The organism is Beggiatoa alba B18LD (genome assembly GCF_000245015.1).
Lineage (GTDB): Bacteria > Pseudomonadota > Gammaproteobacteria > Beggiatoales > Beggiatoaceae > Beggiatoa > Beggiatoa alba.
Genome location: NZ_JH600070.1, coordinates 367,424 through 392,669, shown reverse-complemented (window position 1 = coordinate 392,669; position 25,246 = coordinate 367,424). Strand labels below are relative to the sequence as shown.

The window sequence follows — 25,246 nt, the reverse complement described above, 5'->3', positions numbered from 1 at the left end:
CCTTCATACTTTGCATTACAAAGGAAAAAACATGTCTTACCGTTTAAAACGTCCGCTTGATATTGGTTTAGCAACCGTCGGTTGCCTACTCTTTGCCCCCGTAATGCTCATTATTGTTATCAGTATTTATTTAGATGACCGTGGCACGATTTTATTTAAACAACAACGTATTGGACAATATCGCCGACCTTTCATGATTTTCAAATTTCGCAGTATGAATGCGCAAGGCGTGACCCGTGTTGGGCGATGGTTGCGAGCAACAGGGCTGGATGAATTACCACAATTTATCAATATATTACGGGGTGAAATGACGATTGTTGCACCGCGACCATTAACCCAAGCAGATATTGTGCGTTTAGGCTGGGATAAACCCGCATTTGATGCGCGTTGGTCATTACCATCAGGCATTACAGGGCTAGCGCAATTATACAGCGGACACAGTGCACGTGTTTCTGCCTATTTAGACAAACGCTATATTGAACAATCTTCATTAAGCCTTGATAGCTATGTCATCGTTATTTCATTTCTCATAAATGTATTAGGAAAACAGCGTGTTCGTGCGTGGTTACGTCCGAAAAAATTCAGTACGACATTAAGCATATCAACGGCATCAACTGCCTCATAAATCCTATTTTTTTGCTTTTTAACTTTGTAATTTAAAGTATTCTACTATGCAAAACGACTATTTTGGCAGTGACATCACGCGCAAAATTTGGGGCGACGTAGAAAATATCTTACTGATTTATGTGGGAACAGCGGCAGAATTCCCTCTGACCCGCGAAAATCATTGGATGTTTGCCAACTTGCGCTTTACCGAAAACCCACAACAACGGTTTATTAACACATTTTTGTACAATCAAACCCTATTCTTTTCCCCAAAACAGCAAACCCCACAAATTTTAAGCGCGATTCGGGCAATTCATCAGCGATTGGAAGCGGCACAAGAAACCAGTATTTCTAATAAAGCATTTATTGAAGTCTTAAGCATGTTAGTTGAATACGGTATTCAAGGTTATCAATATTTAAACGCTAAACCATTAACTGATAAAGCAATTAATAGCTACTATCAAGATATGTATGCCATTGCACAAGGCTTACATATTCAAGATTTTCCTGCCGATTATGTCCAATTTTGTACTTATCGCGCTAAACATCGCACTAATCAATTAATGAATAATGCTTACACCGCCCGTTTTTATCAAGTTTATCGTGATGATTTAGGCAGTTGGCGATATTGGATACTGTGCCAGTTTCAAGCCTATTTTGCACATCCACAAATTGCTAACCTGTTAGGTTTAAAACGTAATCCCTTATTTTATCTTGCCTATAAACTATATCCTTACTGTCGCAATACGTGGCTACTGCGTTTAATCCTGCGTTTATTGCTAAAACCTGATGTTGTTCACACCTTAACCCGTTTTCAACATCACACTCATACCCCCTAATTTTATAGCCTGTGAGTTTTCAACATGCACAATCAACAACAATCACAAACATGGCTTAAGTACTTTCTGAGTAATCAAAAAACCCTTAAAAGTGTTGACTGGCAATTGCCTGATGACTTATCCCCAGCCCAACAAACCCTTATCCGCCAATCGCTCCAAGCCTTTCAACGCGGTGAAAATTCTGAAGGTAAACACTTATTAAGCTTTGCCCAACAATATGCCCACACGCAAGCAGATGCGCATTACGTCGACGCGATAAAACTCTTTATCCGTGAAGAACAACGCCATGCCTTACTGCTCGCTACTTACATGAAAAAATGGGAAATTCCAACGACTAAACATAATCACTTAGATCACTGTTTCCGTGCATTACGGCGACAATTTAACCTCCGTTTCTCTATTCGTGTTCTACAGGTTGCTGAAATGATTGCCGATGTTTACTACACTGCGCTGGCACGCGCGACACAATCCGCATTGTTAAAACATCTTTGTCATCACATTTTGCAAGATGAACGAATGCATTTGCGGTTTCACGCGGAACAATTGGCAATGATGGACTGGGAAAAAGGGATTATTGGGCGGATAACAGGCAATTTATTGCAAAAATGTCTTTTTTATCCCACATTGTTAATTATTTGGTTTAACTACGCCGATTTATTTCGCGCCAGTGGTTACGATTTCCCGCGTTACTTTGCCCACTGTCAATGGGTGCTATATCAAGGGATTAATTACCAAAATGCCTATTATGCACAGTTGGATAAACCACTTTCTAACCTCAATACGGTTTAAGTCATGCGCCTAATATTCATCAACAGCTAGTTGATTGAAAAAACTAAATTAAACAAAATGTTATCCAAAAACGTAACATTTAGTTATCGCTATAGGCGTGTTTATTATAAGTTTCAGAAGATTAGAAAAGAAAATACAATAAAGTCTGATAGCAATGTTTTTATGACAGGAAATATTCATGACTGCCCGCTTCACAGACGAACAAATTCAAACCTATGCGGCTGATTATGCCAGCCAATCCCCTAAAGCAATTCTACAACTTGCATTACAACATTATGAAAATATAGCGATTGCCTTCAGTGGGGCTGAAGATGTCGTCCTTATCGACATGGTCTATCAACTGCTTAAAAAATCCGTTACGGTTTTCTGTTTAGATACAGGACGTTTACACCCTGAAACTTATCGCTTTTTAGAAACAGTTCGTACCCATTACCACTGCGATTTAAACATACTCACCCCTGAAACGAGCGCATTAGAACGGTTTGTCAAAGAAAAAGGCTTATTCAGCTTTCTACAAGACGGACATCAAGAATGCTGTGGCATCCGCAAAGTTGCACCACTTAAACGCCAACTGAGCCAACTCGACGCATGGATAACAGGACAACGCAAAGACCAAAGCCTAGACACTCGTGCACAACTTGCCGTCATTGAAAAAGACAACGCATTTTCTACCGCAGAAAAAACCTTAGTCAAATTTAACCCGCTTGCTAACTGGACATCCGTCCAAGTGTGGAACTACATCCAACTCTATGAAGTTCCTTATAATCCTTTACACGAAAAAGGCTTTGTTAGCATCGGCTGTGAACCCTGTACCCGCCCTGTTTTACCGCATCAACATGAGCGCGAAGGGCGTTGGTGGTGGGAAGCAGGCACGAAAAAAGAATGCGGTTTACACGCCAGCAATTTGGCAACACCGACAAAATCAACTTGATTATTCCCAACAACTCCCACACTGAATAAGGGCTTGTTACGCTCCCATTTAACAAGCAAAACAATCCCTCCCATTTATTCAGAGAGTTCATGATGAGTGCTAAAAAAATTCTGCTTTTAGCGGGTGATTATGTTGAAGATTATGAAATCATGGTACCGTTCCAAGCCCTAACCATGGTAGGGCACATTGTCCACGCCGTTTGTCCCCAGAAAAAACAAGGTGATATTGTTCGAACTGCTATCCATGATTTTGAAGGCGACCAAACCTACAGCGAAAAAGTCGGGCATAATTTCACCCTCAACGCCACCTTTGCCGATATTAAAGCCAGTGACTACGACGCGCTTTTAATTCCAGGGGGACGTGCGCCTGAATATTTACGCCTAAATCCTGACATTATTACAATCGTCAAACACTTCGCCGAAACCAACAAACCCATTGCTGCTGTTTGTCACGGTGCGCAAATTCTCACTGCGGCGGGCGTTGTGAGCGGTAAAAGCTGCTCGGCTTATCCTGCTGTCGCGCCAGAAATCAATAATACAGGCGGTTGCTGGGTCGATATTGCTGTGACCGATGCCTATGTCGACGGCAACTTAGTCACCGCCCCCGCATGGCCAGCCCATCCGCAATGGTTAGCAAAATTCCTTGAATTGCTGGGAACAAAAATTACGCTATAAATAAAATTTTTTAAATATTAAGGACTAGTAGCTATTTAAATAGGGCTAGTCCTTTTTTATTACATTACCACTTGACTAAATAGTCAACTTCTATTTAAACTAGCCCTTGACTAATCGGTCAACTACTTTAAAAGGAAGACTACCATGCCCTTAATTAGAACCATCAGCCCAGAAACTGCAACGGGTGAAATCGCCGAATTATACAAACACATCATTGCATTACGGGGCAGAGTGCCAAACTCCTCACAGATTTGGAGTATTAGCCCAGAACTTTATAAACAACAACTCAATTTTATTGACTACTACATGACCCACAAAACGCTATCCGCGCCTTTATTGGCGTGCGTGCGTTTGTTAGTGTCTAGCAACACCAATTGTCAATATTGCATTGATTTTAATACTGCTTTACTGGTCAACTTGATGGGCTGGCAAATGGATGATGTGGCACATCTCAAGCAGACGCAACAAAGCCCAAAATTAAGCGAGAAAGAAAACAAAATGCTGACTTTTGTTTTAAAATCGGTGAAAAACTGCAAAAAAGCGGATGTTGCTGATTTAAATGCATTACGGGCATTAGGTTGGGATGACGCGGATATTTTAGACGCAGTACAACACGGTGCAAGAATGTCCGCGATTGACGTGATTTTGAATACGTTTGATGTAGAGCTGGATACGGTGTTGTAAGGTTATTTTTACCCGTTCTCACGCTCTTTTGCGTGGGAATGCGTAAAAATCACTTGAGCCTTGCGGGATTTATAAAAAAACAAAGACCTGCTAGATTTTCAAAACCTAGTAGGTCTTTTTTTATCTGAATCAGAATTCACAGAATTTTCAGAATTAGCAGAATTAAAAAGCGTGATTCGCACTAATTTCTTGGTTTAAGGGGTTTAAATCCTGTTAATTCTGATTCAAACAAACTATTGTCTTTTTTAAAAGAAACTCGCCGAACTCAGGTTAAAAATACGTAAAGATGATTTTATAACCAAAAGTTATGCGTCAATGTCTCATAGCCTCTCGTTTTTAAAAATGCCATAAATTCTGTTTTATCAGTGCTAGGAAATTCAAGTTGAATTTCAGCAGACAGTTTATTAAGGATATGATGTGCAATAGTATTTGCAAATTCTCCACGCAATGCTTTTTCATACCAACGAATTAAATCACTTTCTACTAAAATACTTTGTATTTTTGATTTCCAACCCATTTGATTTAATAATGAAACGATTATCTTTTTTTCTGCATCTTTACACACAATAACAATACGGTCAGCGGATATAGCGGTTACTATATTTTCTGCCAGTTCTTCAGTTAGTGAAAGATGTTTGACTTGTATGGCTAACCCAAAGTTAGCCCACATATCTAACCCTCTGTCAGCAGCATTAGTTACGCCAGTGCGATTGATTCGTGCTTTTAAGCGATAATGTGTTTTTTTAGCATTTAATTGAATCACTGCTTCTGTAAAATCTTCAAAATCTTGTAATATTGTCTTTTTCTCAGTATTAATGCTGACATCAATATTAACTTCTAAAACTTCTACTAAAGTGGAGAAAAGCGCGTAAACAATGATTTCATAAACTTTATCTATACTACGGCGTAATCCCGCTTCGTGCCAAAAAAGAGCTAAAAACTCTCTGAGTTGAAATGTGTTTGCATCATGTGTTTGACAGTAATCTAACCCAGTTGATAATTGTCCAATTCGTTGAGCAAATCGATGATAAATATAGGCTTCAACGATACCTTGATGTATGCGATTTTCTTCACCTAAACAAGCTAATATTGGAGGAGGAATTGCGTTATCGTTGAATAAATCATCTTGATAACGTGCTGAAGAGGCACTCGTTCTACCTAAAAATTGTAAACAAATAATGTCCCGCCATTTTTTCGAACTTATCCGATAAGTTGCTAAATCAATGAGATTAATATCTTGTATTACCCGATCACGGTAAAGTATTTCAGCGATTTGAATTGGTTTATAAAAATGTACTCGCGCCTTATCAATGATTTTATCTAATGCGTATTTAGCATCTTTAATAGTTGTCACAATGTTGATTCGAATAGGTTGAATTGTAATGGTTTAAGTGGGGGTTTTGCTTGTTGTTGTAATGATTTTATCATTTCTTCAGCAATCGCTTGAATGACAGGAACAGAGACCGAATTACCAACAACTTTACGAATGGCTGAATAAGGCAAGTTAATTTTAAAATCTTCAGGAAATCCTTGTAAACGTAACATTTCTCTATCAGTTAAACGCCGTAAGCCATTGACTACTAAATAGTTATAACTACCTCCTGCTCTTAAAGCACATGAATAGGGTAAGGCAGAAATATTTCCTCCAATATTTTCATGCCAAATAGAAGGATAAGGCGGTATTCCTTTCACAAGCTGTAACCGTTTTTGTTTTAAAGCATCGGATAAATAATAATTTTTAGGAACATTATCATCATGCTCCAAAACATCGGCGAGTGGTTTGTAATATCCTAATGGCTTTGGAAATTGGAAATTAAGTGGTTGAGAAAAACCGACAATATAAATGCGTTCTCGTTTTTGAGGTAAACCAAAATCTAATGAATTAAGCACTTGATAGAAAACTGAATAGTTTAATTGTTGGAGTTTTTCTAAAATTATTGCAAAGGTTTTACCGTTATCATGCGTTGTTAAACGTTTAACATTTTCTAATAAAAATGCACGTGGTCTTTTCGTGGCTAAAATAGTTTCAATATTAAAAAACAATGTGCCACGTGTATCCGCAAATCCTAAGCCTTTACCTGCAATGCTAAACGGTTGGCAAGGAAAGCCTGCTAATAAAATATCATGGTCAGGAATATCTTTCGGTTGAATGAGATTGATGTCGCCATGAGGTTGTTCATTAAAATTGGCAAAGTACATCTTTTGTGCATCTTTGTCCCATTCTGAGGAGAAGACATTTTTACATTTATGCGCTTCAAACCCTAGACGGATGCCACCAATTCCTGCAAATAAATCTATTGTTTTATACATATTTAACTTGATTAAAAAAAACAAGAAATTACATGAAAATATTGATATTTTACCATAGCTATTATTATAGCCTGAGTTCAACGAAATCTTTTAGTCAGATATAGGGAGCTATTAGGTTTTTAAACCCTATAGTAAACGTACCATAAAGTGACTAAATTTAGGACTGGCAGTCCTTCGCATCGTTTTATAGTGTGTTTACTATATTTAACGTGAGTTCGGCAAGTTTTATAAAATAAAACAGAGACCTGCTAGATTTTGAAAACCTAGCAGGTCTGTCGGAACACGTGAAAAGGTTTCACCAGACAAGATTAAAACCTTGTCTGAATCAGGATTTTCAGAATTAACAGGATTAGCAGGATTTAAAACCCTTAAACCAAGAAATTAATGCGAATCACGCTTTTTAATTCTGCTAATTCTGAAAATTCTGTGAATTCTGATTCAAACAAGCTGTTGTCTTTTTAAAAGAAACTCGCAGAACTCAGATTAAAATCGCTATGTCCTCCTCAAGCCTATACTCCCACATTTGGTCAATCGTCCAACAAATCCCCGTCGGTAACGTTGCGAGTTATGGGCAGATTGCGCGTTTAGCGGGTTTACCGCGTCAGGCGCGTTTAGTGGGGTATGCGTTGCATCATTTACCGCCTGATAGTGACGTGCCTTGGTTTCGAGTGTTGAATGCACAGGGAAAAATTTCTTTTCCGCTGGATAGTGATTTGTATTTATGGCAAAAACAATTGTTAGAAGCGGAAGGGGTGATTTTTTGGCAGGGTAAAGTCGATTTACAGCAGTTTGGATGGCAGGTGACAACTTTAGCTATAAATCCGTTTGAAGCATGAAGTGTTTAGCTTTTGTGAATCATTTCTTTAATTTTAAGGGGTTGTGGTTCTCCGACCCAGTAGCCTTGTACGTAGTCGACGTTAATTCCCTTGAGTTTGTCTAAAATCGCTTTGGTTTCTACCCGTTCAGCAATGGTTTTTAAGTGCATTAAGTGCCCAATGTCGTTGATGGCTTTTACGGTGGCGTAGTCTATCGGGTCGTTGACGATTCCTTTTACAAAATCCCCATCTATTTTTATAAAGTCTATTGGTAAGTTCTTCAGGTAGTTAAAGGAGGACATGCCAGAGCCAAAGTTATCTAAGGCAAATCGACAGCCGAGCTTTTTCAATTGGGTCATGAAGTTGACTGCACCACTTAAGTTGGTTATCGCGCTGGTTTCGTTGATTTCAAAGCAGAGTTTGTAAGGGGGGATCGGTGCATGACGGATGTCATCGATAACGGTGGTTAAAAAGTTTTTATCGCTGAGGGAGTGTCCCGATATGTTGATTGATAATAGGGTGAGTTGAGGGATGTAGCGCGGGTTGTCAACAAACCATTGGAGGACAGTTTTTACAACCCATTGGTCTAAAACGGGCATTAAGTTGTGCCGTCCTGCTGCTGATAGGAATGAACCAGGGGAGAGTAAGTTACCTCGTTGGTCGTCCATGCGTAGCAGAATTTCGTAGTAGAACCCTTGTTCAGGTTCTGAGAGGGGCATGATGGGTTGATAGTAGAGGGAAAAGCCATTTTCACGGGTGAGATTGTCGTTAATCAGGGAAACCCATTGAATTTCTTTATGGCGTTCGAGTTGTTCGGCGTGTTTTTCTTGATAGACGTGGACAATGTTGCGTCCTGCGTGTTTGGCGGCGAAACAGGAGGCATCTGCCATGGCTAATACGTCATGTTGGGGAGCATGTTCGGTGTTGAAAGGGACAAGACCGATGCTGATACCAATGCTAAAAACGCCTGTTTCTTGGGCATCGCTACGCCAGAAAAATCGGTAGGTTTCTACTGCAACACGGATGTTATTAGCAATTTTGAGTGCTTGTTCTAAATTGCATTTTTCTAGGAGTAAGCCGAATTCATCGCCACCTAAACGGGCAAGCGTAGCGCGTCCATAACCATTGTATTCTTTAACTCGTTGCTTAAGGAGTAGTGCTATATCTTTTAGCAGTTGGTCGCCTGCTTCGTGTCCGCAAAGGTCATTGACAATTTTAAATTGGTCTAAATCCATGTAGAGCAAGCAATGCTCGGTTGGGGTGCGGGTGTGGAGAATGCGTTTTAAACGAGATTCGAATTCACGACGGTTGTAGAGGTCGGTTAGGGAGTCATGTTTGGATTTGTAAACTAATTCGGTGACATCGTGAAAGACAACGACTACGCCGATAATATTGCCTTTGCGGTCACGGATAGGGGCAACGGAGTCTTCTATCGCAAAATAATCTTTGGTTTGATGGTTAAATAAAACGTGATTTTCTTTTGCAATATCGTCGATTTCGCCTTGTTCTAAACAGCGTTGTAATGAAATGGGGACGGCTTCGCCTGTGGTTTCGTCAATGATAAAAAAGACGTTTTGTAGCGGGCGACCATAGGCTTTAGCGGCTGTCCAGCCTGTCAGGCGGGTGGCGACGGGGTTGATGTAGTCAACATTGCCATCAGCATCGGTGGTGATAACGCCATCACCAATAGAGGCAAGGGTAACTTGTGCGCGTTCTTTTTCTTCAAAGAGGGCTTCTTCAGCTTGTCGGGCTTGAAGGATGTAGTGGATGCGGTTGCGTAGGACGTGCCAATTAACGGGTTTTGTTAAATAATCCGTCGCGCCCATTTGGTAAGCACGGTCGACCCATTCACGTTCACCAAATGCAGTAACGATGAGGATAGGAACGTTTTTGCCTTCTGGTAGGTCTCGTATGCGTTGACAGGCTTCTAAGCCGTTAAGTATCGGCATGTCAGCATCCATAAGGATTAAATCGGGATGATGTTCAGTGAAGTAGTCGACTGCTTCTTGCCCATTTTCTGCGGTATTGACGATATAGCCTGCTTTTTTTAACACTTGTACCATCATATTGCGGATGAGTTGTGCATCATCTACAACAAGTATGTGTATTTGTGAGACATTCATGACGATATTCATGAGTTAATGGATGTCACTAAAAGGAATAGTAGTAATATCAATATGAGTGGTAATAGTGACAAAGTAATACTTTAAGTACAATCGCATAGCAGCTTAAGTGGTCGTATCGTTTTCAGGAGAGGCAAAGACAAGCGCGACAAGCATGAAAATATAATACATCAATGTTCTCGGGAAAATAACTAAATAAGGTCAGTACAATTACATATTGCAATTAAAGCAAAACAATTTCTCATTTTTTGCATAGCAATAAATAGAGGCGTTACAAATTTAAATTTGCTGTGTAGTATTGTGTATATCTAATGACATATTTTACATTTCTTTACCAATAACTTCCTTTATTTTATAAGCCTTTATCTTAAGGAGATGTCCCATTATGGCAGTGGTTGAAGAAGACCCCTCCGCATTAGCAAACGATAGTAGTAAGCCTATATCGCCATCCTCTCATAATGCTAACTATATTCGCATTGAAAACGTTACAAAAACCTTTGATAAATTTGTAGCCGTTGATAATGTCAGTTTAACCATTAATAAGGGTGAGATTTTCGCATTATTGGGGAGTTCAGGCTGTGGTAAATCTACTTTATTACGGATGTTAGCAGGTTTTGAAGTACCAACAGAGGGGAAAATTTATATTGATGGGCAAGATATGTCATCTATTCCGCCTTATTTGCGCCCCGTTAATATGATGTTTCAATCATACGCGCTTTTTCCACATTTAACCGTTGCACAGAATATCGAATTTGGTTTAAAGCAAGATAATATTCCTAAAGCAGAACGCCTTGAGCAAGTGGCGAAAATGTTGGAGCTTGTGCGTATGTCACCATATGCGAAGCGTAAACCGCATCAATTGTCAGGCGGGCAAAAGCAACGGGTAGCATTAGCGCGGAGTTTAGCGAAAAAGCCTAAATTGTTATTGTTAGATGAGCCTATGGGCGCACTCGATAAAAAATTGCGTGGACAAATGCAGTTAGAAGTAGTGGAGATTTTAGAACGTGTTGGTGTGACGTGTGTAATGGTGACTCATGACCAAGAAGAAGCCATGACGATGGCGGGGCGCATTGGCATTATGGATAAAGGACGTTTATTGCAAATTGGCGCGCCCAGTGCCGTTTATGAAACCCCAAACAGTCGCTTTACAGCAGAATTCATTGGCTCGGCAAATATGTTTGAAGGGATTTTGATTGAAGACGAGCCTGATTATGTCGTGATTGATTGCCCTACGATGCCGAATAAATTTTATGTAGAACATGGCATTACAGGCGAAGAGGGGATGCAAGTCTGGGTTGCGATTCGTCCTGAAAAAATTTCGATTCTGACAGAACAACCTGAAGGCGACTATAACTGGGCAAAAGGTATTGTTCACGACATCGCCTATTTAGGCAGTCATTCCATTTACTACATCAATTTAGACTCGGGCAAACGGGTACAAGTCATTGTTGCGAATCAAGGGCGATTCTCTAAATTAAGCGTGACTTGGAAAGATGAAGTTTATATCAGTTGGCATTCAGAAAGCATGGTGGTGCTGACATCATGATTAATTTTTTTAACCCTTGGTTGCCGAAACCGCGTTTTTTCGTCATTGCAGTGCCATATATTTGGTTTCTACTGTTTTTCCTGATTCCCTTCGCGATAGTCTTAAAAATCAGCTTCAGTGAAGCCGCAATTTCCATCCCCCCTTATACGCCATTAATTGTGCGTGAAGATGATGTCGTACAATTAACTTTAAAATTAGGTAACTATGCGTATTTATGGACTGATAACTTATATATCAGTGCCTATCTCAGTTCGCTGACTATTGCTTTTTTCACCACATTATTATGCCTACTGATAGGCTATCCCATCGCTTACGCCATCGCTAATGCAGATAGTTCTATTCGTAATGTATTATTAATGCTGGTGATTTTACCCTCATGGACATCGTTTCTTATTCGGGTTTATGCGTGGGTTGGCTTGCTGAAAAATAACGGGATTATTAACAATTTTCTCATTGGTTTAGGCGTTATTGACCAACCCATAGAAATGCTTTATACCCCATTTGCCGTCTATGTTGGTTTAGTTTACAACTACTTACCGTTTATGATTCTGCCACTTTATACCAACTTGGTCAAAATGGATCATTCCCTGCTAGAAGCCGCAGCGGATTTAGGCTGTAAACCGATTAAAGCCTTTTTAACCGTAACAATTCCGCTCTCAATGGGTGGCATTATTGCAGGCTCTATGCTGGTCTTTATTCCCGTCGTAGGTGAATTTATCGTCCCTGAACTCCTCGCAGGGCCTGATACGCTGATGATAGGTAAAGTTTTATGGCAAGAATTCTTCAATAATCGCGATTGGCCTGTTGCCTCTTCCGTTGCGATTATCATGCTACTCCTGCTGATAGTCCCGATAATCATCTTTAACCGTTATCAAAACCGTCAAACAGAGGCTTAAATACCATGTCGAATAAGGCAAATTCAGGCTTTTTATGGTCAATGCTTTTTCTCGGTTACATCTTTCTTTACGCGCCTATCATCATCCTGATGATTTACTCGTTTAATGAAAATCGCCTCGTTACAGTTTGGTCAACTTTCTCGACAAAATGGTACGGTGAATTACTACAAGATGAACAAATGCTCGAAGCGGCATGGATGAGCTTAAAACTGGGCGTTTTTACCGCAACCAGTGCTGTGATTCTGGGCACGTTAGCGGGTTTAGTCATGACGCGCTTTCGGCGTTTTCGCGGACAAGTGACCTTTGCCGCCTTAATTACTGCCCCCTTAGTCATGCCTGAAGTGATTACAGGATTATCCCTGCTCCTGATGTTTGTTGCCTTAGAGCAAACCATTGGATTTCCTGAAGGACGTGGCTTATTAACCATGTGGATAGCACACGTCACTTTTTGCACAGCCTATGTCGCCGTTATCACCACCTCGCGCTTGCGTGAATTGGACAACTCAATTGAAGAAGCGGCAATGGATTTAGGCGCGCCACCACTAAAAGTGTTTTTTGTCATCACCCTGCCCATTATCGCCCCCGCGCTTATTTCAGGCTGGTTATTAGCATTTACCCTTTCTTTAGATGACCTAGTCATTGCCAGCTTTACCTCAGGGCCAGGTTCAACCACCTTACCGATGGTTATTTACTCCAGCGTGCGCTTAGGCGTTAGCCCGAAAATTAATGCATTGGCAACAATTATTATTCTGCTTGTTTCCACAGTCGTCTTTATCTCAGGCTTAATCATGATGCACTTAGAACGTAAACGCACTCGCGAAATGCAACAAGCCGTTGCGGAGGCTTTAGCCGCTGAAAGTGCGGGTTATCGCTAAAACAACGAGTTAACCGAGTTTTCTAAAATAAAACAGAGACCTGTTAGGTTTTCAAAACTTAGCAGGTCTTTTTTTGTCTGAATCAGAGTTCACAGAATTTTCAGAATTAGCAGGATTGAAAAGCGTGATTCGCATTACTTGGTTTAAAGATTTTAAATCCTGCTAATTCTGTTAATCCTGAAAATCCTGATTCAGACAATGTTTTAATCTTGTCTGATGAATCCTTTTCGCGTGTTCCGACAGACCTGCTAGATTTTAAAAACCTAGCAGGTTTCTGTTTTATTTTAAAAAATGTACAAAACGGGGGGTTAGTTTGGACTTGCCTTATTATCGCCAAGCAGCATTTGCCACCATTCACAAACTTGCTGACGATGTTCATTAAACGCATCAGGTGCAAGATAAGCCGATTGATTTTGTAAGGCTAAACGATGTGTTTCTGCTCGATAAACATGGTAAGCCGTACTCAACTGCTCACAAGCTAACTCAGGAATAAGCCCTTGTTCCGCTAACCGTTTTAACATCGGAATCACCCCTGTTGTTGTCAACAATTGCGGATACTGATGCGACCAACGCAATGCTGCATATTGAATCATAAATTCAATATCGATAATGCCCCCATTTCCCTGTTTAATATCAAACTGTTGTGAATTAGTTTTATTCAAGTTATCGCGCATTTTTTGACGCATTTCTAACACGTCTAAACGCAATTTTTCAGGGTCGCGTTGTAAACTCAACACCTCACGACGAATCTGCTCAAAACGCGCTAAACATGCGGACTCACCAGCAACCGCACGCGCTCGCACTAACGCTTGATGTTCCCATGTCCACGCCTCGTGATGTTGATACGACTGAAAAGCCTCAAAACCACTGACTAACAAACCCGATGCCCCGCCTGGACGCAAACGCGGGTCAACTTCATACAATGAACCACCAGCGGTATTCGTCATTAAAATATGAATAATCCGCTGTGCTAAACGCACAAAAAACACACTGTTTTCTAAAGGCTTTTCCCCATCGGTTTGCTGGGATTCCCCTTCACTGTCATGCAAGAAAACAATATCTAAATCAGAGCCATAACTTAACTCTATTCCACCCGCTTTACCATAAGCCACAATACAAAAATGCGCGGGGCGTTTTTGTCCTGCAACTACACAATACGGCACACCATGCTTTGCTATTAAATAATCCCACGCCATGACTAAAGCACGACGGACTAACGTATCTGCAATGGCGGCTAAATAATCGCTGGCAATCATCGGGGTCATATTGCCCGCAATTTCTTCGGTCGCTACTCGCATCACATTGGCACGTTTAAATTGGCGCAAGCAATCCATCTGCATTTCCAAATCATCAGCGGGCAAATGTTGCAATAAATGACTCAATTCATTATCCAGCTCATTCGGCTTTAACATATCGTATAAGCCACGATGGTCTAATAATTCATCCATTAACAAGGGATAACGGGTAATTTGTTCCGCAACCCAAGCACTATTTGCACAAAAATAAATTAATTGACGTAAAACTGCAGGACGTTCAATTAATAAGGCTAAATAAACGCTACGCTGTGCAATCGTGCTGATTAAATCCAATAAACGCGACAAGGCAATATCTTTTTGCGGTAACTCGCTCACCATTTCCAAAACCAATGGAATTAACTTATCAAGACGCTCTCGCCCTTGCCGACTCAATTTCTGCAAGGCGTGCGACTGTGCAACTCGCTGTAAATGCGCTAAAGCCTCATCAGGATTGACATAACCAGCACTGACAAATAAAGTTTTTTGCGTCTCATCAGACACCGCAGAAGCAACGCGCAACCACAACGTCAGCCATGGACTGACAGAATGATTAACACCACTTTGCGCATCTAAAGGTGTTATCACAGTTTGAAACTGTTCGTGTACTAAAGCTTGATGCTTCTCCAATACTGCCAAAAATTGCGCCCAATCGCTAAATCCCAAACTCCATGCCAAACGCGAACGATTTAGCTCATCATCGGGCAAGGTCTGCGTTTGTCGGTCATCAATCGCTTGCAAATGATTTTCTGCCAGCCGTAAAAATAAATAAGCCTCACGCAAGCCCGCCGTGACGGTTGGAGATAAATAGCGATATTTTTCCAAATGGGCGAGCGTGGTTAATAAATGTCGTTGCTGTAAAGCGGGTTGTCGTCCACCGCGAATTAACTGAAAAGTTTGACAAGTAAACTCAACCTCACGAATTCCACCCGCGCCCAATTTAATATTATTTTCCAGCCCTTTACGCTTCGCCTCTTGGTCAATTAACGCTTTCATATTGCGCAAGGATTCAAAAGCGTTGTAATCCAGATAACGCCGATAGATAAACGGGCGGAGCATATTTAATAAAACCTGTCCCGCTTTCTTATCCCCTGCCACTACCCGCGCTTTAATCATTGCATAACGTTCCCAATCACGGGCTTGCAACTGATAATATTCTTCTAGGGCATTAAAATTTAAGACTAATGAGCCACTATCACCAAAAGGACGCAAACGCATATCCACACGGAAAACGAAGCCATCCACCGTAATCGTATGTAAACTATTGATTAATTGCTGTCCTAAACGGGTAAAAAACTCATGATTATCGCGGGCGCGTCCTGCACCGCCCACCGTTTCGCCCGCATGAGGATAGACAAAAATCAAATCGATATCGGATGAGAAATTTAACTCTTGTCCGCCCAGTTTTCCCATACCTAAGACGATTAATGACTGCGCAACGCCATTTTTATCGCAAGGTGTACCAAATTGTTTGCACAACTGTGCATATAAACGGCTTAAACTGCCATCAATCAATGCATCCGCTAAATCTGATAATGATTTTAAAGTTTCCTCAACCGATGCCCAGCCCGCTAAATCCCGCCACGCAATCCGCACCATTTCCCGCCGACGAAATAAACGTAATTTTTGCGATAAACTCGCTTCATTCGGCGTATCGCCTAAAAAATCTTCTAAATGACTTGGATATGCATCAGGTGGGCTTAATAAATCCCCTGTTTTGATTAAATTTTCTAATAAATCAGGATACTGCACACAATGACGCGCCACAAAAGGACTACATGCCCAAACCAACGGTAAGGTTTCGGCAATACTCGCTTGTCGCTCAATGAGTTGCTGTTGCATTGCACTTGCGCGTTGACAAAAATCCTCCCATAAACGCTGTGCCTCTCCCTGCAATAATGGTGGTAATACGCTTATTTTTTCTTTTATATTCATCGCTTAGCCATTTGTCTGTTGTTATTAAAATCTATCACTTATCAATCTGCGATTTACAAGGTAGCCTGAGTTCAGTGAATAGTTATTTAACCCGAATTTTGCGAGATTTTATAAATTAACTCGGGTTAAAATAGTATGACAATTCCAGTGCTGTAAGATAATTAATACAAAACATAGTATTAACAGTAAAATCTGGAAAAATAGAAGGGCTGAAATAAAAAATTGGGTAATGCCCTAAACAAGTTGGGTTTTAAATGCGTAAATCCTGATTCAGACAAGAAGGTTAAAATGAATCACTAAAATCTGACTCGTTTAGCACTACAAAAAGTTGTACCTATTTCCAAGGCACGATCATGAATATGATAACAAGCCTGTTCTGCTCAATCGATGACTTTTATAAATGGTTTATACCCTTATGGGAGCAAAACTTGTTAGCAGAAGGAAATACAAATAAAAGTCGGGTTTTACGTATTTAAAACCTGACTTGTTTAGCACCACCTATTTTTATTCTGGTTGGCGCGCTGTTGATTGAAAAAACACAGAATAACAGGGCATTTACTGCCCCACTCACAGGAATTACTGCTGCTGTGGTGGGGATTATTATCAAACTGGGCTTATTTTTTACTTACCATGTGTTATAGCAAACGTATTATAAAACGATGCGAAGGACTAGCAGTCCTCACAGGACTGCCAGTCCTAGATTTAAATCACTTTATGATACGGTTACTATATATCCACAAGGCTGGTCTGGAGGGCTTGATGGTTTTTCTGCGGTTTTAATGTTAATTGCCTTGTGGGGATTGTTTCGATATCAATGGAATATTTTAATATTATTAGCAGGTTGTGGTACTGCTGGTGTTTGCATTTCATTCCTCAGCTAACGCACGACTGATAACCATACGTTGAATATCGCTTGTGCCTTCATAAATTTGTGTCACGCGCACATCGCGATAAATCCGCTCTACGGGAAAATCGCGCAAATAGCCATAACCGCCATGAATTTGAATAGCTTGTGAGCAGACTTTCTCCGCCATTTCTGAGGCAAAGAGTTTTGCCATGCTGGCTTCTTTGAGGCAAGGATAACCTTGGTCACGTAAATTTGCCGCTTGCCAAATTAATAAACGTGCCGCTTCAATCTGAGTCGCCATATCGGCTAAACGGAAAGCAATGGCTTGATGTTGAATTATTGGCTTGCCAAATGTTTGGCGGTCTTTGGCATATTGCAATGCTGCTTCATAGGCTGCACGGGCTAAACCGACCGACTGGGAAGCAATACCAATACGCCCGCCTTCTAAATTGCCTAAAGCGATTTTATAGCCCTCGCCTTCTGCCCCTAACAAATGGTCAGCAGGAATACGGAGATTTTCTAAAATAATTTGAGCTGTATCAGAGGCATGTAGCCCTAATTTTTCCTCCAGTCGAGCGACAATATAGCCTTTACTATGAGTCGGTACGAGGAACGCGCTAATGCCTTTTTTACCTGCTTTTGGGTCTGTCACGGCGAAAACAATGGCTAAATCGGCATTTTTTCCCGAAGTAATAAACTGTTTAACCCCATTTAGCACATACTCGTCTCCGTCTCGTACCGCACGAGTACGTAAATCAGCCGCGTCTGAGCCTGCTTGTGGTTCGGTTAAACAAAACGCGCCAAGTAATTCCCCGCGTGCCATTGGTTTTAAAAAGCGATTTTTTTGCGCTTCTGTCCCATATTTCAGCAAGGGCATACAAGCCAGTGAGTTCACTACGCTGATAATTGTGGAGCAAGAACCATCTCCCGCCGCAATTTCTTCCAATGCCAGTGCGAAAGAAACATAATCCGCCCCCACGCCGCCCCATTCTTCAGGGATAATAATGCCAAAAAATCCCAGTTTTCCCATTTCGGTAATAGCTTGCTTGGGGTAAATCGCTTCTTTATCCCAATGGGTTGCATTTGGGGCGAGTTGCTCACGGGCAAAATTGCGTGCCATATCACGAATCATGCGCTGTTCTTGCGTGATGTGTAACATAAGGTTTCCTTTGGTGAAAAATAATTTTATTATTCCCATCTCTGCGAAATTCAAAAATCAAAACAGAGGGTTACTATATTTTCAGACATAAAATAACCTGAGTTCTGCCAAGGCAATACGGATTTCTGCACTCATGATGATGGACGAATTCATCAACAACGCTTGTCCATACTTTCCCTCATGCATAATAATTTGCGCTTATTAAAACAGCAGTAAGGGCGTTATAGCCTAAATCCACCATATTTGCCATTGACGCATAAACTGACATGAACATTCATACTTTTTTGGTTTTTTGCTGAGTCTTTTGTTTCAGTCATTATGCAGAACCTTTCTTTTTGCAAGCGTTTTATTATAGTCGCTTTAAGCAAAAAACAATATAAAAAATCAGTTTTTTCAACTCTTAACAACGATTTTGCCTAAAATAGTCCATGCGCTGATTAAACATATCTTCTCTGTCTGATGTCAGGTAAAATAAACGATTGCAATCGATGATTTATTGTAATTTGCTACCGTTTTACTAAACTTTTAACGTTATTAACTGCGCCTACCTCATTCAATGACTGTTGTTCTCGTCACGATTTTTTCAAAATTCATTTTCATTTATTAGCCAGTCAGACAAAATTCTTGTACTTCTCCTTAACGCTTTAATCATGAGGGTAAAAATTTATGTTCTCAAAAAATATGACTATTGCCGAGTTTGACCCCGAATTGTTCCATGCGATTCAACAAGAACAACAACGCCAAGAAGACCATTTAGAATTAATTGCCTCAGAAAACTACACCAGCCCGTGCGTGTTAGAGGCGCAAGGCTCTGTTTTAACCAATAAATATGCAGAAGGTTATCCGAGCAAGCGTTACTATGGCGGGTGTGAATTTGTTGATATCGCTGAACAACTGGCAATTGACCGCGCGAAACAACTATTTAATGCGGATTATGCCAATGTGCAACCCCATTCAGGTTCTCAAGCTAATGCCGCCGTTTACATGGCGTTACTTGAGCCACACGATACCGTACTAGGCATGAGCCTTGCCCACGGTGGACATTTAACCCACGGTGCGAAAGTCAATTTCTCAGGCAAAATCTATAACGCAGTACAATATGGCTTAAACCCTGCGACGGGTGAAATTGATTATGAAGAAGTCGAACGTTTAGCCCTAGAACATAAACCGAAAATGATTGTTGCAGGTTTTAGCGCGTATTCTCGTATTGTCGACTGGCAACGATTCCGCGACATTGCGGACAAAGTGGGCGCGTATTTATTCGTCGACATGGCACACGTTGCGGGCTTAGTGGCAGCGGGTTTATATCCAAGCCCTGTTGCGATTGCTGACGTAACCACGACGACAACGCATAAAACCCTGCGTGGCCCTCGCGGTGGCATGATTTTAGCCCGTGCAAACCCTGAAATTGAGAAAAAACTGCAATCTCTCGTCTTCCCTGGTACTCAAGGGGGCCCTTTAATGCACGTTATCGCGGCGAAAGCCGTTGCATTTAAAGAAGCCTTACAACCCGCGTTTAAAGCCTATCAACAACAAGTCTTAGATAACGCTCGCGCTATGGCTAGCGTCTTTATTGAACGCGGTTACAATATTGTCTCTGGTGGTACAGATAACCACTTGTTCTTAGTTGATTTAATCAATAAAGGCATTACGGGTAAAGCGGCTGATGCGGCGTTAGGCTTATCTCATATCACCGTGAATAAAAACGCAGTGCCAAACGACCCACAATCGCCATTTGTCACCAGTGGTTTACGCATTGGTACGCCAGCGATTACCACGCGGGGCATGGGCTTAAATGAAGCGAAGCAGATTGCAAATTGGATTTGTGACATTTTAGATGACTTGAACAATACCGACGTACAAGCCCGTGTCCGTCATCAAGTCAAACAACTATGCGCACAATTCCCTGTTTATGCAGAGGATACACGCCAAGCAAATGCAGCTTAATTAAGCTGGGTTCGGCGAGATTTTATAAAATAAAACAGAGACCTGCTAGATTTCAAAACCTAGCAGGTCTTTTTTTGTCTGAATCAGAATTCACAGGATTTTCAGGATTAAAAAGCGTTTTTCACCTTCAATGTTTTAATCTTGTCTAGTGAATCCTGATTTACGCCTGAAATTGCTGTAATTCTTTGGGAATTAAGTTTGTAAAGGTAACGACTTTAGGATGTGTTAGCAGGGTTAAATCTTGTTGCACTCGTTGGCTCAATTCGGATGAGCCGATACAATACAGGTGATAGCGATAATCGGTAGAAAATTTATTTTGTTCATTGAGATAATAGCGCAATAAATGACTAATATGTCCTTCATAACAGCCTATCAGTTCTTGTTCACTGGCTAAACGGCTCACAATACCCCAGTCGTCAAGTAACGGCATCGCACCAATGACACCGTGTGGCATCGCGGGGCAATGGATTAAAGAAGGGCGTTGATTAAAGGGGAAATATTGATTTGTATAGAGTAAACAAAGCGATTGAGTCGTTCTTAAGCGTTGTAAGCCTTGTTGTTGTAGGAAAAAAACCAGTGCGCCGATATAAATATCTTCCGCGATGAATAACGGGATTGCGGTTGTTTCTATGGTCGGTATTGGAATACTGATAAAACGCGCTTTGTGTTCTGTTCCTCGTTGATAGCGTGCATTTTCGAGGCATAACACCTCAACAGCGGATTGTTGTGGAAAAACTTGCATCACCGCCAGCAGTTGCTTGTCAATGAAGATAAAACATAAGGTTGATGTGGTTTGTGGGAAAAGTTCGGGCAGGCAAGAGAGTCGCAACAGGCTGTAGCCATTGGACATTGGCGTATTAAGTAATACGGTTGTCGAGAACAAAGGGGCAGTATAAGTGCCCCTTTGTCCGCTCTCTGACTGAGAGCGGGAAAACTGTCGATTTTCTGACATGTTTTAGGGATTACATGGGTAAAGGCATTTCTTTACCGTTAACCATGAGTTTACCCGCTTTCAGGGTAGCATTCAGTTTGAATTGCTCGCCAGCAGGAGCTAAGAAGCCTTCTTTAACCACGCTTTCAATTTGTTGGTCAATCATGGTTTGCATTTGCTTTTCTTGCTCTTCCGTCATTTCTTGGTCGCCCATGCCTTCTGCCATTTGCATCCACATGATTTGTTCAATCAAGGCTTTGTCAATGGTGAAGTCCGCTTTACCAGAAAGCGCGGCGATTAAAGCGGCAGGGTCATCCATTTTTAAAGGTTTGCTACCATCTAAGCTGATGGTGAAACCGCCATCTAATTCGCCTTCGCTTGTTTTAACGTTTAATTTGGTTAAGGCAATTTCAGGAGATTTAGCAATCAGTTTGGGTAAGGCTTGCATGAGAGTTCCCATCATTGCCATGCCCATCATGGATTCGTCCATTTTGCCTTCCATTTGTTGCTTACGCATTTCAGCGGCGGCTTTTTGGACTTCTAATAAAGCAGCAACGTCTAATTTGCGGAATTCTAAATCGGAGACAAAGCTAACATCTAATTCTTGTTCGGTAATCAGTAATTTACCTAACGCAAAATGCATGGCATAGCTGGCGAGGTCTTTTTCTTCGGAGGCATCCAGTTTAATAGAGAGATCGCTCAGTTTGACTTGAGATTCTTCTGCTTTGTTGTCAACGCTAATATCACTAATGCTGATATCGCCTTTACCCAGTTCTAAACCGCTTGCCCCTTTATTACCTGTGAAATCAACGATAATTTTACTGAGCGCAAATTGTGATTTGTCATCCCCGCCAACGAGGGAGGGTAAATTTAAGCTCAACTTGGTGGGGTATAAAGTTTCGTCTAAATCAGCGGAAAAAGTGGTTTTATCGAGGGTGGCTTTGAAATCTTTTGAGTCAAAGGTTAAGCCAGCAATTTCAAAAGATTGAGAGATAGTGCTGAAATCTTCAGGATAACTTAATGTCCCTGTTAAACCTTGCCAATCCAGAGAGGCATCTTTGTCTTTTTTCTGATAAGCGGGCATGGAAATGTCGCTTACCCCTTTACCATCAGCACCAACAGTGGTTTTGACAGTCAGTGGTGGTAAATCTTTTAGATCTTTAGCTGTTTTTTTGTCGCTGAAAACGGGTTTAATTTCCGTTGTCATTTCCAGCGGTTTGCCTTTTTTGACTTGTTCGGCTAGATCCGCTTTTAACTTGCCTAATAACACCAGTGGGTCGCCATCAACTTCAGAAGCAGGTTGAGCCTTGCCACCAACGGTATGGGTTACGGAAAACCCTTTGAAATCGCCTCCCGTATTTGCCGACTCTTCGGCTTTAGCAGGTTCTGCGGCTTTTTTATCAGCATAAACAGGGAGAGAAAGTGTTACAGAACTCGCTAAAATAGCGGCAATACTCAGGTGAAGTAATTTCTTCATGTCAACATTCCTTATAATATGATTATGATTTAACGGAAAAACTTTATCAGGCTTGTGTTAAAGATAAAGTTAAATTTGACAGCCATATACCCGTCATTAGAATAATTGATGTTATTGGATTAACACGACTATTCTATGATGTTTACCCGATAGGCAATATTTACGCCATTCGTATCATTACACGGTAACCATACCAACTATTTTCTACGATTACACGATGTCTTTACAACCCTTAGATACCCCTAAAAAAGATTTATCTTTTAAAACAGCTTGTTGGTATTGGCTCAAGCTGGGATTTATCAGTTTTGGCGGCCCTGCTGGACAAATTAGTATGATGTATCAGGAGTTAGTAGAGCAACGTCGTTGGATTTCTGAGAAACGGTTTTTTCATGCATTAAATTACACAATGATTTTACCCGGCCCTGAAGCACAACAACTGGCAACTTATATTGGTTGGTTACTGCATGGCACATGGGGCGGTATTGTGGCGGGTTTGCTGTTTATACTCCCTGCATTTTTCCTACTCATGATATTTGCGTGGGTTTATATCTGTTGGGGAGAATTACCTGTTATCGCAGGGATTTTATACGGCATTAAACCCGCTGTGACAGCGATTATTTTCTTTGCTGCCTATCGGATAGGTCTAAGAGTGTTAAAAACGCCATGGTTATGGATAATTGCACTGAGTGCATTAGTCGCCATTACGTTTTTTAATCTACCTTATGCATTTATTGTAATCAGTGCGGGTTTACTGGGATATTGGGGCAGTTGCTTATATCCAACAGCGGTATTACCCCTACCGATTAATCCATCTCTTTCTTCAAAAGTTAGTCCAACTGTCATTGATAATGATACGCCTTTAATCACAACAACGGCGACAACGAAACGTGATAGTTGGCGATGGTTAAGTATTGGTTGTTTGGTTTGGCTGGTGAGTATTGTTATTATTATTTTTTATTATGGTACTCAGCATGTTTTATCACAAATGGCATGGTTTTTTACAAAAGTTGCACTTTTAACTTTTGGTGGTGCTTATGCCGCTTTGCCCTATATTTATCAAGCGGGCGTTATGGATTATCAATGGTTAAGTGCGCAGCAAATGATGGATGGGTTAGCACTTGGTGAAACAACACCCGGCCCGTTGATTATGTTAGTAACGTTTGTCGGTTTTGTGGGCGGTTGGCAGTCAGTCAGTGCAGAACATGCGGGATGGATGGGAATCTTAGGGGCAAGTGTTGCGACATTTTTTACTTTTCTACCCTCGTTTATTTTTATTCTGGTTGGCGCGCCGTTGATTGAAAAAACACAGAATAACAGGGCATTTACTGCCCCACTCACAGGAATTACTGCTGCTGTGGTGGGGATTATTATCAAACTGGGCTTATTTTTTACTTACCACGTGTTATACCCACAAGGCTGGTCTGGAAGGCTTGATGGTTTTTCTGCGGTTTTAATGTTAATTGCCTTGTGGGGATTGTTTCGATATCAATGGAATATTTTAATATTATTAGCAGGTTGTGGTACTGCTGGTGTTTGCATTTCATTCCTCAGCTAACGCATGACTGATAACCATAACCTGAGTTCGGCTAGTTTCTTTAAAAAACAATAGCTTGTCTGAATCAGAATTCACAGGATTTTCAGAATTAGCAGAATTAAAAAGCATGATTCACCTTAAATTTTTGGTTTAAGGGTTTTAAATCCTGCTAATTCTGTTAATTCTGAAAATCCTGATTCAGACAAGGTTTTAATCTTGTTTGGTGAATCTGATTCGCGTGTTTCAACAGACCTGCTAGGTTTTAAAAACCTAGTAGGTCTTTTTTTGTCTGAATCAGAATTCACAGAATTTTCAGAATTAGCAGAATTAAAAACAATTAAAAACATAATTTTTTATTCTTTTAATTTTCTTGTCTTTTTAATTCTTGTCTTTTTAATTCTGAAAATTTTGTTAATTCAGAAAATTCTGATTCAGACAATCTTTTAATCCTGAAAATCCTGATTCAGACAAGCTGTTGTCTTTTTAAAAATCTCGCCGAACTCAGGTTACTAGGTTTTAAAAACCTAGTAGGTCTCTGTTTTATTTTATAAAAATCGCAAAACTCAGATTTTTTTACGCTTTCGCTCTGCCTAAAATCACACTGCCCGCTTTAAAAACCGCATACACTTTATCACCAACTTTTAAATTCATTTCCTCTACCGCTTCTTGAGATAAAAAGGCTTTTAACGCATATTTATCAAATAGAGTTAAGACAACTTCCGCACTAATCCGTGCGTTTTGAATGGCGGTAATCGTGCCTAATAACTGATTGCGAGCACTTAATAGCATGTCTTCTTCCGCAGACATCAGCATCAAGTTGGAATATTTAATAAATACGTGAACTTCTACTCCTTCCGCTAATCCCATACGAGCAACGCTAGATTGTGTAATTTGTGCGACGATTTCAAAATCATCGGCAATTTTTACCCCAACCTCCGCGTCGACTTGCCCTTGCTTGATGTAGCTGATTTTTCCAGTAAATTTATTTCTGGCACTGATTTGCATTTTTACATTCTCCTTTCGTCAATATAAACAG

The 25,246-nt window shown here is 40.8% G+C and carries 22 protein-coding genes; 13 read left to right on the top strand and 9 right to left on the bottom strand.

The features are described 5' to 3' along the window. Positions 1-31 precede the first annotated feature (31 nt). The 6 genes from BEGALDRAFT_RS01510 to BEGALDRAFT_RS01485 all read left to right on the top strand — a co-directional run bounded on the left by BEGALDRAFT_RS01510 (position 32) and on the right by BEGALDRAFT_RS01485 (position 4,523). Positions 32-625 carry a sugar transferase gene (locus tag BEGALDRAFT_RS01510; RefSeq protein ID WP_002682957.1) on the top strand — a complete coding sequence of 198 codons (594 nt, stop codon included), beginning with the start codon at positions 32-34 and terminating at the stop codon, positions 623-625. Between the two features lie 46 nt (positions 626-671). Continuing rightward, positions 672-1,445, top strand: coding sequence for an oxygenase MpaB family protein (locus BEGALDRAFT_RS01505; RefSeq protein ID WP_002682955.1), 774 nt, complete (start codon positions 672-674; stop codon positions 1,443-1,445). 24 nt (positions 1,446-1,469) lie between these two features. Continuing rightward, positions 1,470-2,234: a ferritin-like domain-containing protein gene (locus BEGALDRAFT_RS17705; RefSeq protein WP_002682952.1), complete on the top strand. Its 765-nt coding sequence runs from the start codon at positions 1,470-1,472 to the stop codon at positions 2,232-2,234. 178 nt (positions 2,235-2,412) lie between these two features. Next, positions 2,413-3,165 carry a phosphoadenylyl-sulfate reductase gene (locus BEGALDRAFT_RS01495; protein WP_002682951.1) on the top strand — a complete coding sequence of 251 codons (753 nt, stop codon included), beginning with the start codon at positions 2,413-2,415 and terminating at the stop codon, positions 3,163-3,165. A gap of 89 nt (positions 3,166-3,254) precedes the next feature. After that, positions 3,255-3,839 (top strand): DJ-1/PfpI family protein, encoded by a 585-nt coding sequence (locus BEGALDRAFT_RS01490; RefSeq protein WP_002682949.1) that lies wholly within the window; start codon positions 3,255-3,257, stop codon positions 3,837-3,839. Positions 3,840-3,983: 144 nt separating this feature from the next. Continuing rightward, a complete protein-coding gene (locus tag BEGALDRAFT_RS01485; RefSeq protein WP_002682947.1) occupies positions 3,984-4,523 on the top strand; it encodes a carboxymuconolactone decarboxylase family protein in 540 nt (179 codons plus the stop codon). Positions 4,524-4,815: 292 nt separating this feature from the next. On the opposite strand, the gene BEGALDRAFT_RS01480 is transcribed toward BEGALDRAFT_RS01485, so the two are convergent. Further along, on the bottom strand, positions 4,816-5,877 hold the full coding sequence (locus BEGALDRAFT_RS01480) for a HaeII family restriction endonuclease (RefSeq protein WP_002682945.1): 1,062 nt from the start codon (positions 5,875-5,877) through the stop codon (positions 4,816-4,818). Continuing rightward, a complete protein-coding gene (gene dcm, locus BEGALDRAFT_RS01475) occupies positions 5,874-6,833 on the bottom strand; it encodes a DNA cytosine methyltransferase (RefSeq protein ID WP_002682944.1) in 960 nt (319 codons plus the stop codon). The genes BEGALDRAFT_RS01480 and dcm overlap by 4 nt, the downstream gene beginning before the upstream one ends. Before the next feature lie 494 nt (positions 6,834-7,327). On the opposite strand from dcm, the gene BEGALDRAFT_RS01470 reads away from it, so the two are divergent. Further along, positions 7,328-7,669: an MGMT family protein gene (locus tag BEGALDRAFT_RS01470; RefSeq protein ID WP_002682938.1), complete on the top strand. Its 342-nt coding sequence runs from the start codon at positions 7,328-7,330 to the stop codon at positions 7,667-7,669. Between the two features lie 5 nt (positions 7,670-7,674). On the opposite strand, the gene BEGALDRAFT_RS01465 is transcribed toward BEGALDRAFT_RS01470, so the two are convergent. Beyond that, positions 7,675-9,771 carry a GGDEF domain-containing response regulator gene (locus BEGALDRAFT_RS01465; protein ID WP_050978383.1) on the bottom strand — a complete coding sequence of 699 codons (2,097 nt, stop codon included), beginning with the start codon at positions 9,769-9,771 and terminating at the stop codon, positions 7,675-7,677. A 385-nt stretch (positions 9,772-10,156) separates the two neighbouring features. Here BEGALDRAFT_RS01465 and potA point away from each other — a divergent pair, with 385 nt between their 5' ends. Genes potA through BEGALDRAFT_RS01450 form a run of 3 tightly spaced genes read left to right on the top strand, consistent with a single transcriptional unit; the run spans position 10,157 to position 13,088 of the window. Next, the gene (gene potA, locus BEGALDRAFT_RS01460; RefSeq protein WP_002682934.1) at positions 10,157-11,317 is read left to right on the top strand and encodes a polyamine ABC transporter ATP-binding protein; all 1,161 of its coding nucleotides are present in this window, start codon (positions 10,157-10,159) and stop codon (positions 11,315-11,317) included. Continuing rightward, a complete protein-coding gene (locus BEGALDRAFT_RS01455) occupies positions 11,314-12,213 on the top strand; it encodes an ABC transporter permease subunit (protein WP_002682933.1) in 900 nt (299 codons plus the stop codon). Before potA ends, BEGALDRAFT_RS01455 begins: the two co-directional genes overlap by 4 nt. 5 nt (positions 12,214-12,218) lie before the next feature. Next, positions 12,219-13,088, top strand: coding sequence for an ABC transporter permease subunit (locus tag BEGALDRAFT_RS01450; RefSeq protein WP_002682931.1), 870 nt, complete (start codon positions 12,219-12,221; stop codon positions 13,086-13,088). A 308-nt stretch (positions 13,089-13,396) separates the two neighbouring features. Here the strand turns inward: BEGALDRAFT_RS01450 and glnE are convergent, their stop codons facing one another. After that, complete coding sequence (gene glnE, locus BEGALDRAFT_RS01445) at positions 13,397-16,315, bottom strand: bifunctional [glutamate--ammonia ligase]-adenylyl-L-tyrosine phosphorylase/[glutamate--ammonia-ligase] adenylyltransferase (RefSeq protein WP_002682929.1); 2,919 nt, start codon at positions 16,313-16,315, stop codon at positions 13,397-13,399. 353 nt (positions 16,316-16,668) lie between these two features. On the opposite strand from glnE, the gene BEGALDRAFT_RS19590 reads away from it, so the two are divergent. After that, positions 16,669-16,791, top strand: a complete 123-nt coding sequence (locus BEGALDRAFT_RS19590; RefSeq protein ID WP_269719542.1) for a hypothetical protein — start codon at positions 16,669-16,671, stop codon at positions 16,789-16,791. A gap of 390 nt (positions 16,792-17,181) precedes the next feature. Here the strand turns inward: BEGALDRAFT_RS19590 and BEGALDRAFT_RS01440 are convergent, their stop codons facing one another. Continuing rightward, positions 17,182-18,321 (bottom strand): acyl-CoA dehydrogenase, encoded by a 1,140-nt coding sequence (locus BEGALDRAFT_RS01440; RefSeq protein ID WP_002682927.1) that lies wholly within the window; start codon positions 18,319-18,321, stop codon positions 17,182-17,184. A gap of 666 nt (positions 18,322-18,987) precedes the next feature. On the opposite strand from BEGALDRAFT_RS01440, the gene glyA reads away from it, so the two are divergent. Further along, the gene (gene glyA / locus BEGALDRAFT_RS01435) at positions 18,988-20,268 is read left to right on the top strand and encodes a serine hydroxymethyltransferase (RefSeq protein WP_002682925.1); all 1,281 of its coding nucleotides are present in this window, start codon (positions 18,988-18,990) and stop codon (positions 20,266-20,268) included. A gap of 160 nt (positions 20,269-20,428) precedes the next feature. On the opposite strand, the gene BEGALDRAFT_RS01430 is transcribed toward glyA, so the two are convergent. Continuing rightward, entirely contained in the window at positions 20,429-21,220 is a 792-nt protein-coding gene (locus BEGALDRAFT_RS01430) for a hypothetical protein (RefSeq protein WP_002682923.1), read from the bottom strand. 10 nt (positions 21,221-21,230) lie between these two features. Then, the gene (locus BEGALDRAFT_RS01425) at positions 21,231-22,676 is read right to left on the bottom strand and encodes a DUF945 family protein (RefSeq protein WP_002682921.1); all 1,446 of its coding nucleotides are present in this window, start codon (positions 22,674-22,676) and stop codon (positions 21,231-21,233) included. A gap of 217 nt (positions 22,677-22,893) precedes the next feature. On the opposite strand from BEGALDRAFT_RS01425, the gene chrA reads away from it, so the two are divergent. After that, the gene (gene chrA, locus BEGALDRAFT_RS01420) at positions 22,894-24,231 is read left to right on the top strand and encodes a chromate efflux transporter (RefSeq protein ID WP_002682919.1); all 1,338 of its coding nucleotides are present in this window, start codon (positions 22,894-22,896) and stop codon (positions 24,229-24,231) included. Between the two features lie 116 nt (positions 24,232-24,347). Here chrA and BEGALDRAFT_RS19090 read toward each other — a convergent pair whose 3' ends face one another. Further along, the gene (locus BEGALDRAFT_RS19090; protein ID WP_002682916.1) at positions 24,348-24,557 is read right to left on the bottom strand and encodes a hypothetical protein; all 210 of its coding nucleotides are present in this window, start codon (positions 24,555-24,557) and stop codon (positions 24,348-24,350) included. Between the two features lie 226 nt (positions 24,558-24,783). Further along, positions 24,784-25,215 (bottom strand): TOBE domain-containing protein, encoded by a 432-nt coding sequence (locus BEGALDRAFT_RS01410; RefSeq protein ID WP_002682914.1) that lies wholly within the window; start codon positions 25,213-25,215, stop codon positions 24,784-24,786. Positions 25,216-25,246: the final 31 nt, after the last annotated feature.

What these genes read in the sequence shown, in the direction of transcription:
- BEGALDRAFT_RS01510 (WP_002682957.1), top strand. Translation starts at nt 32, where the DNA reads ATGTCTTACCGTTTAAAACGTCCGCTTGATATTGGTTTAGCAACCGTC.
- BEGALDRAFT_RS01505 (WP_002682955.1), top strand. Translation starts at nt 672, where the DNA reads ATGCAAAACGACTATTTTGGCAGTGACATCACGCGCAAAATTTGGGGC.
- BEGALDRAFT_RS17705 (WP_002682952.1), top strand. Translation starts at nt 1,470, where the DNA reads ATGCACAATCAACAACAATCACAAACATGGCTTAAGTACTTTCTGAGT.
- BEGALDRAFT_RS01495 (WP_002682951.1), top strand. Translation starts at nt 2,413, where the DNA reads ATGACTGCCCGCTTCACAGACGAACAAATTCAAACCTATGCGGCTGAT.
- BEGALDRAFT_RS01490 (WP_002682949.1), top strand. Translation starts at nt 3,255, where the DNA reads ATGATGAGTGCTAAAAAAATTCTGCTTTTAGCGGGTGATTATGTTGAA.
- BEGALDRAFT_RS01485 (WP_002682947.1), top strand. Translation starts at nt 3,984, where the DNA reads ATGCCCTTAATTAGAACCATCAGCCCAGAAACTGCAACGGGTGAAATC.
- dcm (WP_002682944.1), bottom strand. Translation starts at nt 6,833, where the DNA reads ATGTATAAAACAATAGATTTATTTGCAGGAATTGGTGGCATCCGTCTA.
- BEGALDRAFT_RS01470 (WP_002682938.1), top strand. Translation starts at nt 7,328, where the DNA reads ATGTCCTCCTCAAGCCTATACTCCCACATTTGGTCAATCGTCCAACAA.
- BEGALDRAFT_RS01465 (WP_050978383.1), bottom strand. Translation starts at nt 9,771, where the DNA reads ATGAATGTCTCACAAATACACATACTTGTTGTAGATGATGCACAACTC.
- potA (WP_002682934.1), top strand. Translation starts at nt 10,157, where the DNA reads ATGGCAGTGGTTGAAGAAGACCCCTCCGCATTAGCAAACGATAGTAGT.
- BEGALDRAFT_RS01455 (WP_002682933.1), top strand. Translation starts at nt 11,314, where the DNA reads ATGATTAATTTTTTTAACCCTTGGTTGCCGAAACCGCGTTTTTTCGTC.
- BEGALDRAFT_RS01450 (WP_002682931.1), top strand. Translation starts at nt 12,219, where the DNA reads ATGTCGAATAAGGCAAATTCAGGCTTTTTATGGTCAATGCTTTTTCTC.
- glnE (WP_002682929.1), bottom strand. Translation starts at nt 16,315, where the DNA reads ATGAATATAAAAGAAAAAATAAGCGTATTACCACCATTATTGCAGGGA.
- BEGALDRAFT_RS19590 (WP_269719542.1), top strand. Translation starts at nt 16,669, where the DNA reads ATGAATATGATAACAAGCCTGTTCTGCTCAATCGATGACTTTTATAAA.
- BEGALDRAFT_RS01440 (WP_002682927.1), bottom strand. Translation starts at nt 18,321, where the DNA reads ATGTTACACATCACGCAAGAACAGCGCATGATTCGTGATATGGCACGC.
- glyA (WP_002682925.1), top strand. Translation starts at nt 18,988, where the DNA reads ATGTTCTCAAAAAATATGACTATTGCCGAGTTTGACCCCGAATTGTTC.
- BEGALDRAFT_RS01430 (WP_002682923.1), bottom strand. Translation starts at nt 21,220, where the DNA reads ATGTCAGAAAATCGACAGTTTTCCCGCTCTCAGTCAGAGAGCGGACAA.
- BEGALDRAFT_RS01425 (WP_002682921.1), bottom strand. Translation starts at nt 22,676, where the DNA reads ATGAAGAAATTACTTCACCTGAGTATTGCCGCTATTTTAGCGAGTTCT.
- chrA (WP_002682919.1), top strand. Translation starts at nt 22,894, where the DNA reads ATGTCTTTACAACCCTTAGATACCCCTAAAAAAGATTTATCTTTTAAA.
- BEGALDRAFT_RS19090 (WP_002682916.1), bottom strand. Translation starts at nt 24,557, where the DNA reads ATGTTTTTAATTGTTTTTAATTCTGCTAATTCTGAAAATTCTGTGAAT.
- BEGALDRAFT_RS01410 (WP_002682914.1), bottom strand. Translation starts at nt 25,215, where the DNA reads ATGCAAATCAGTGCCAGAAATAAATTTACTGGAAAAATCAGCTACATC.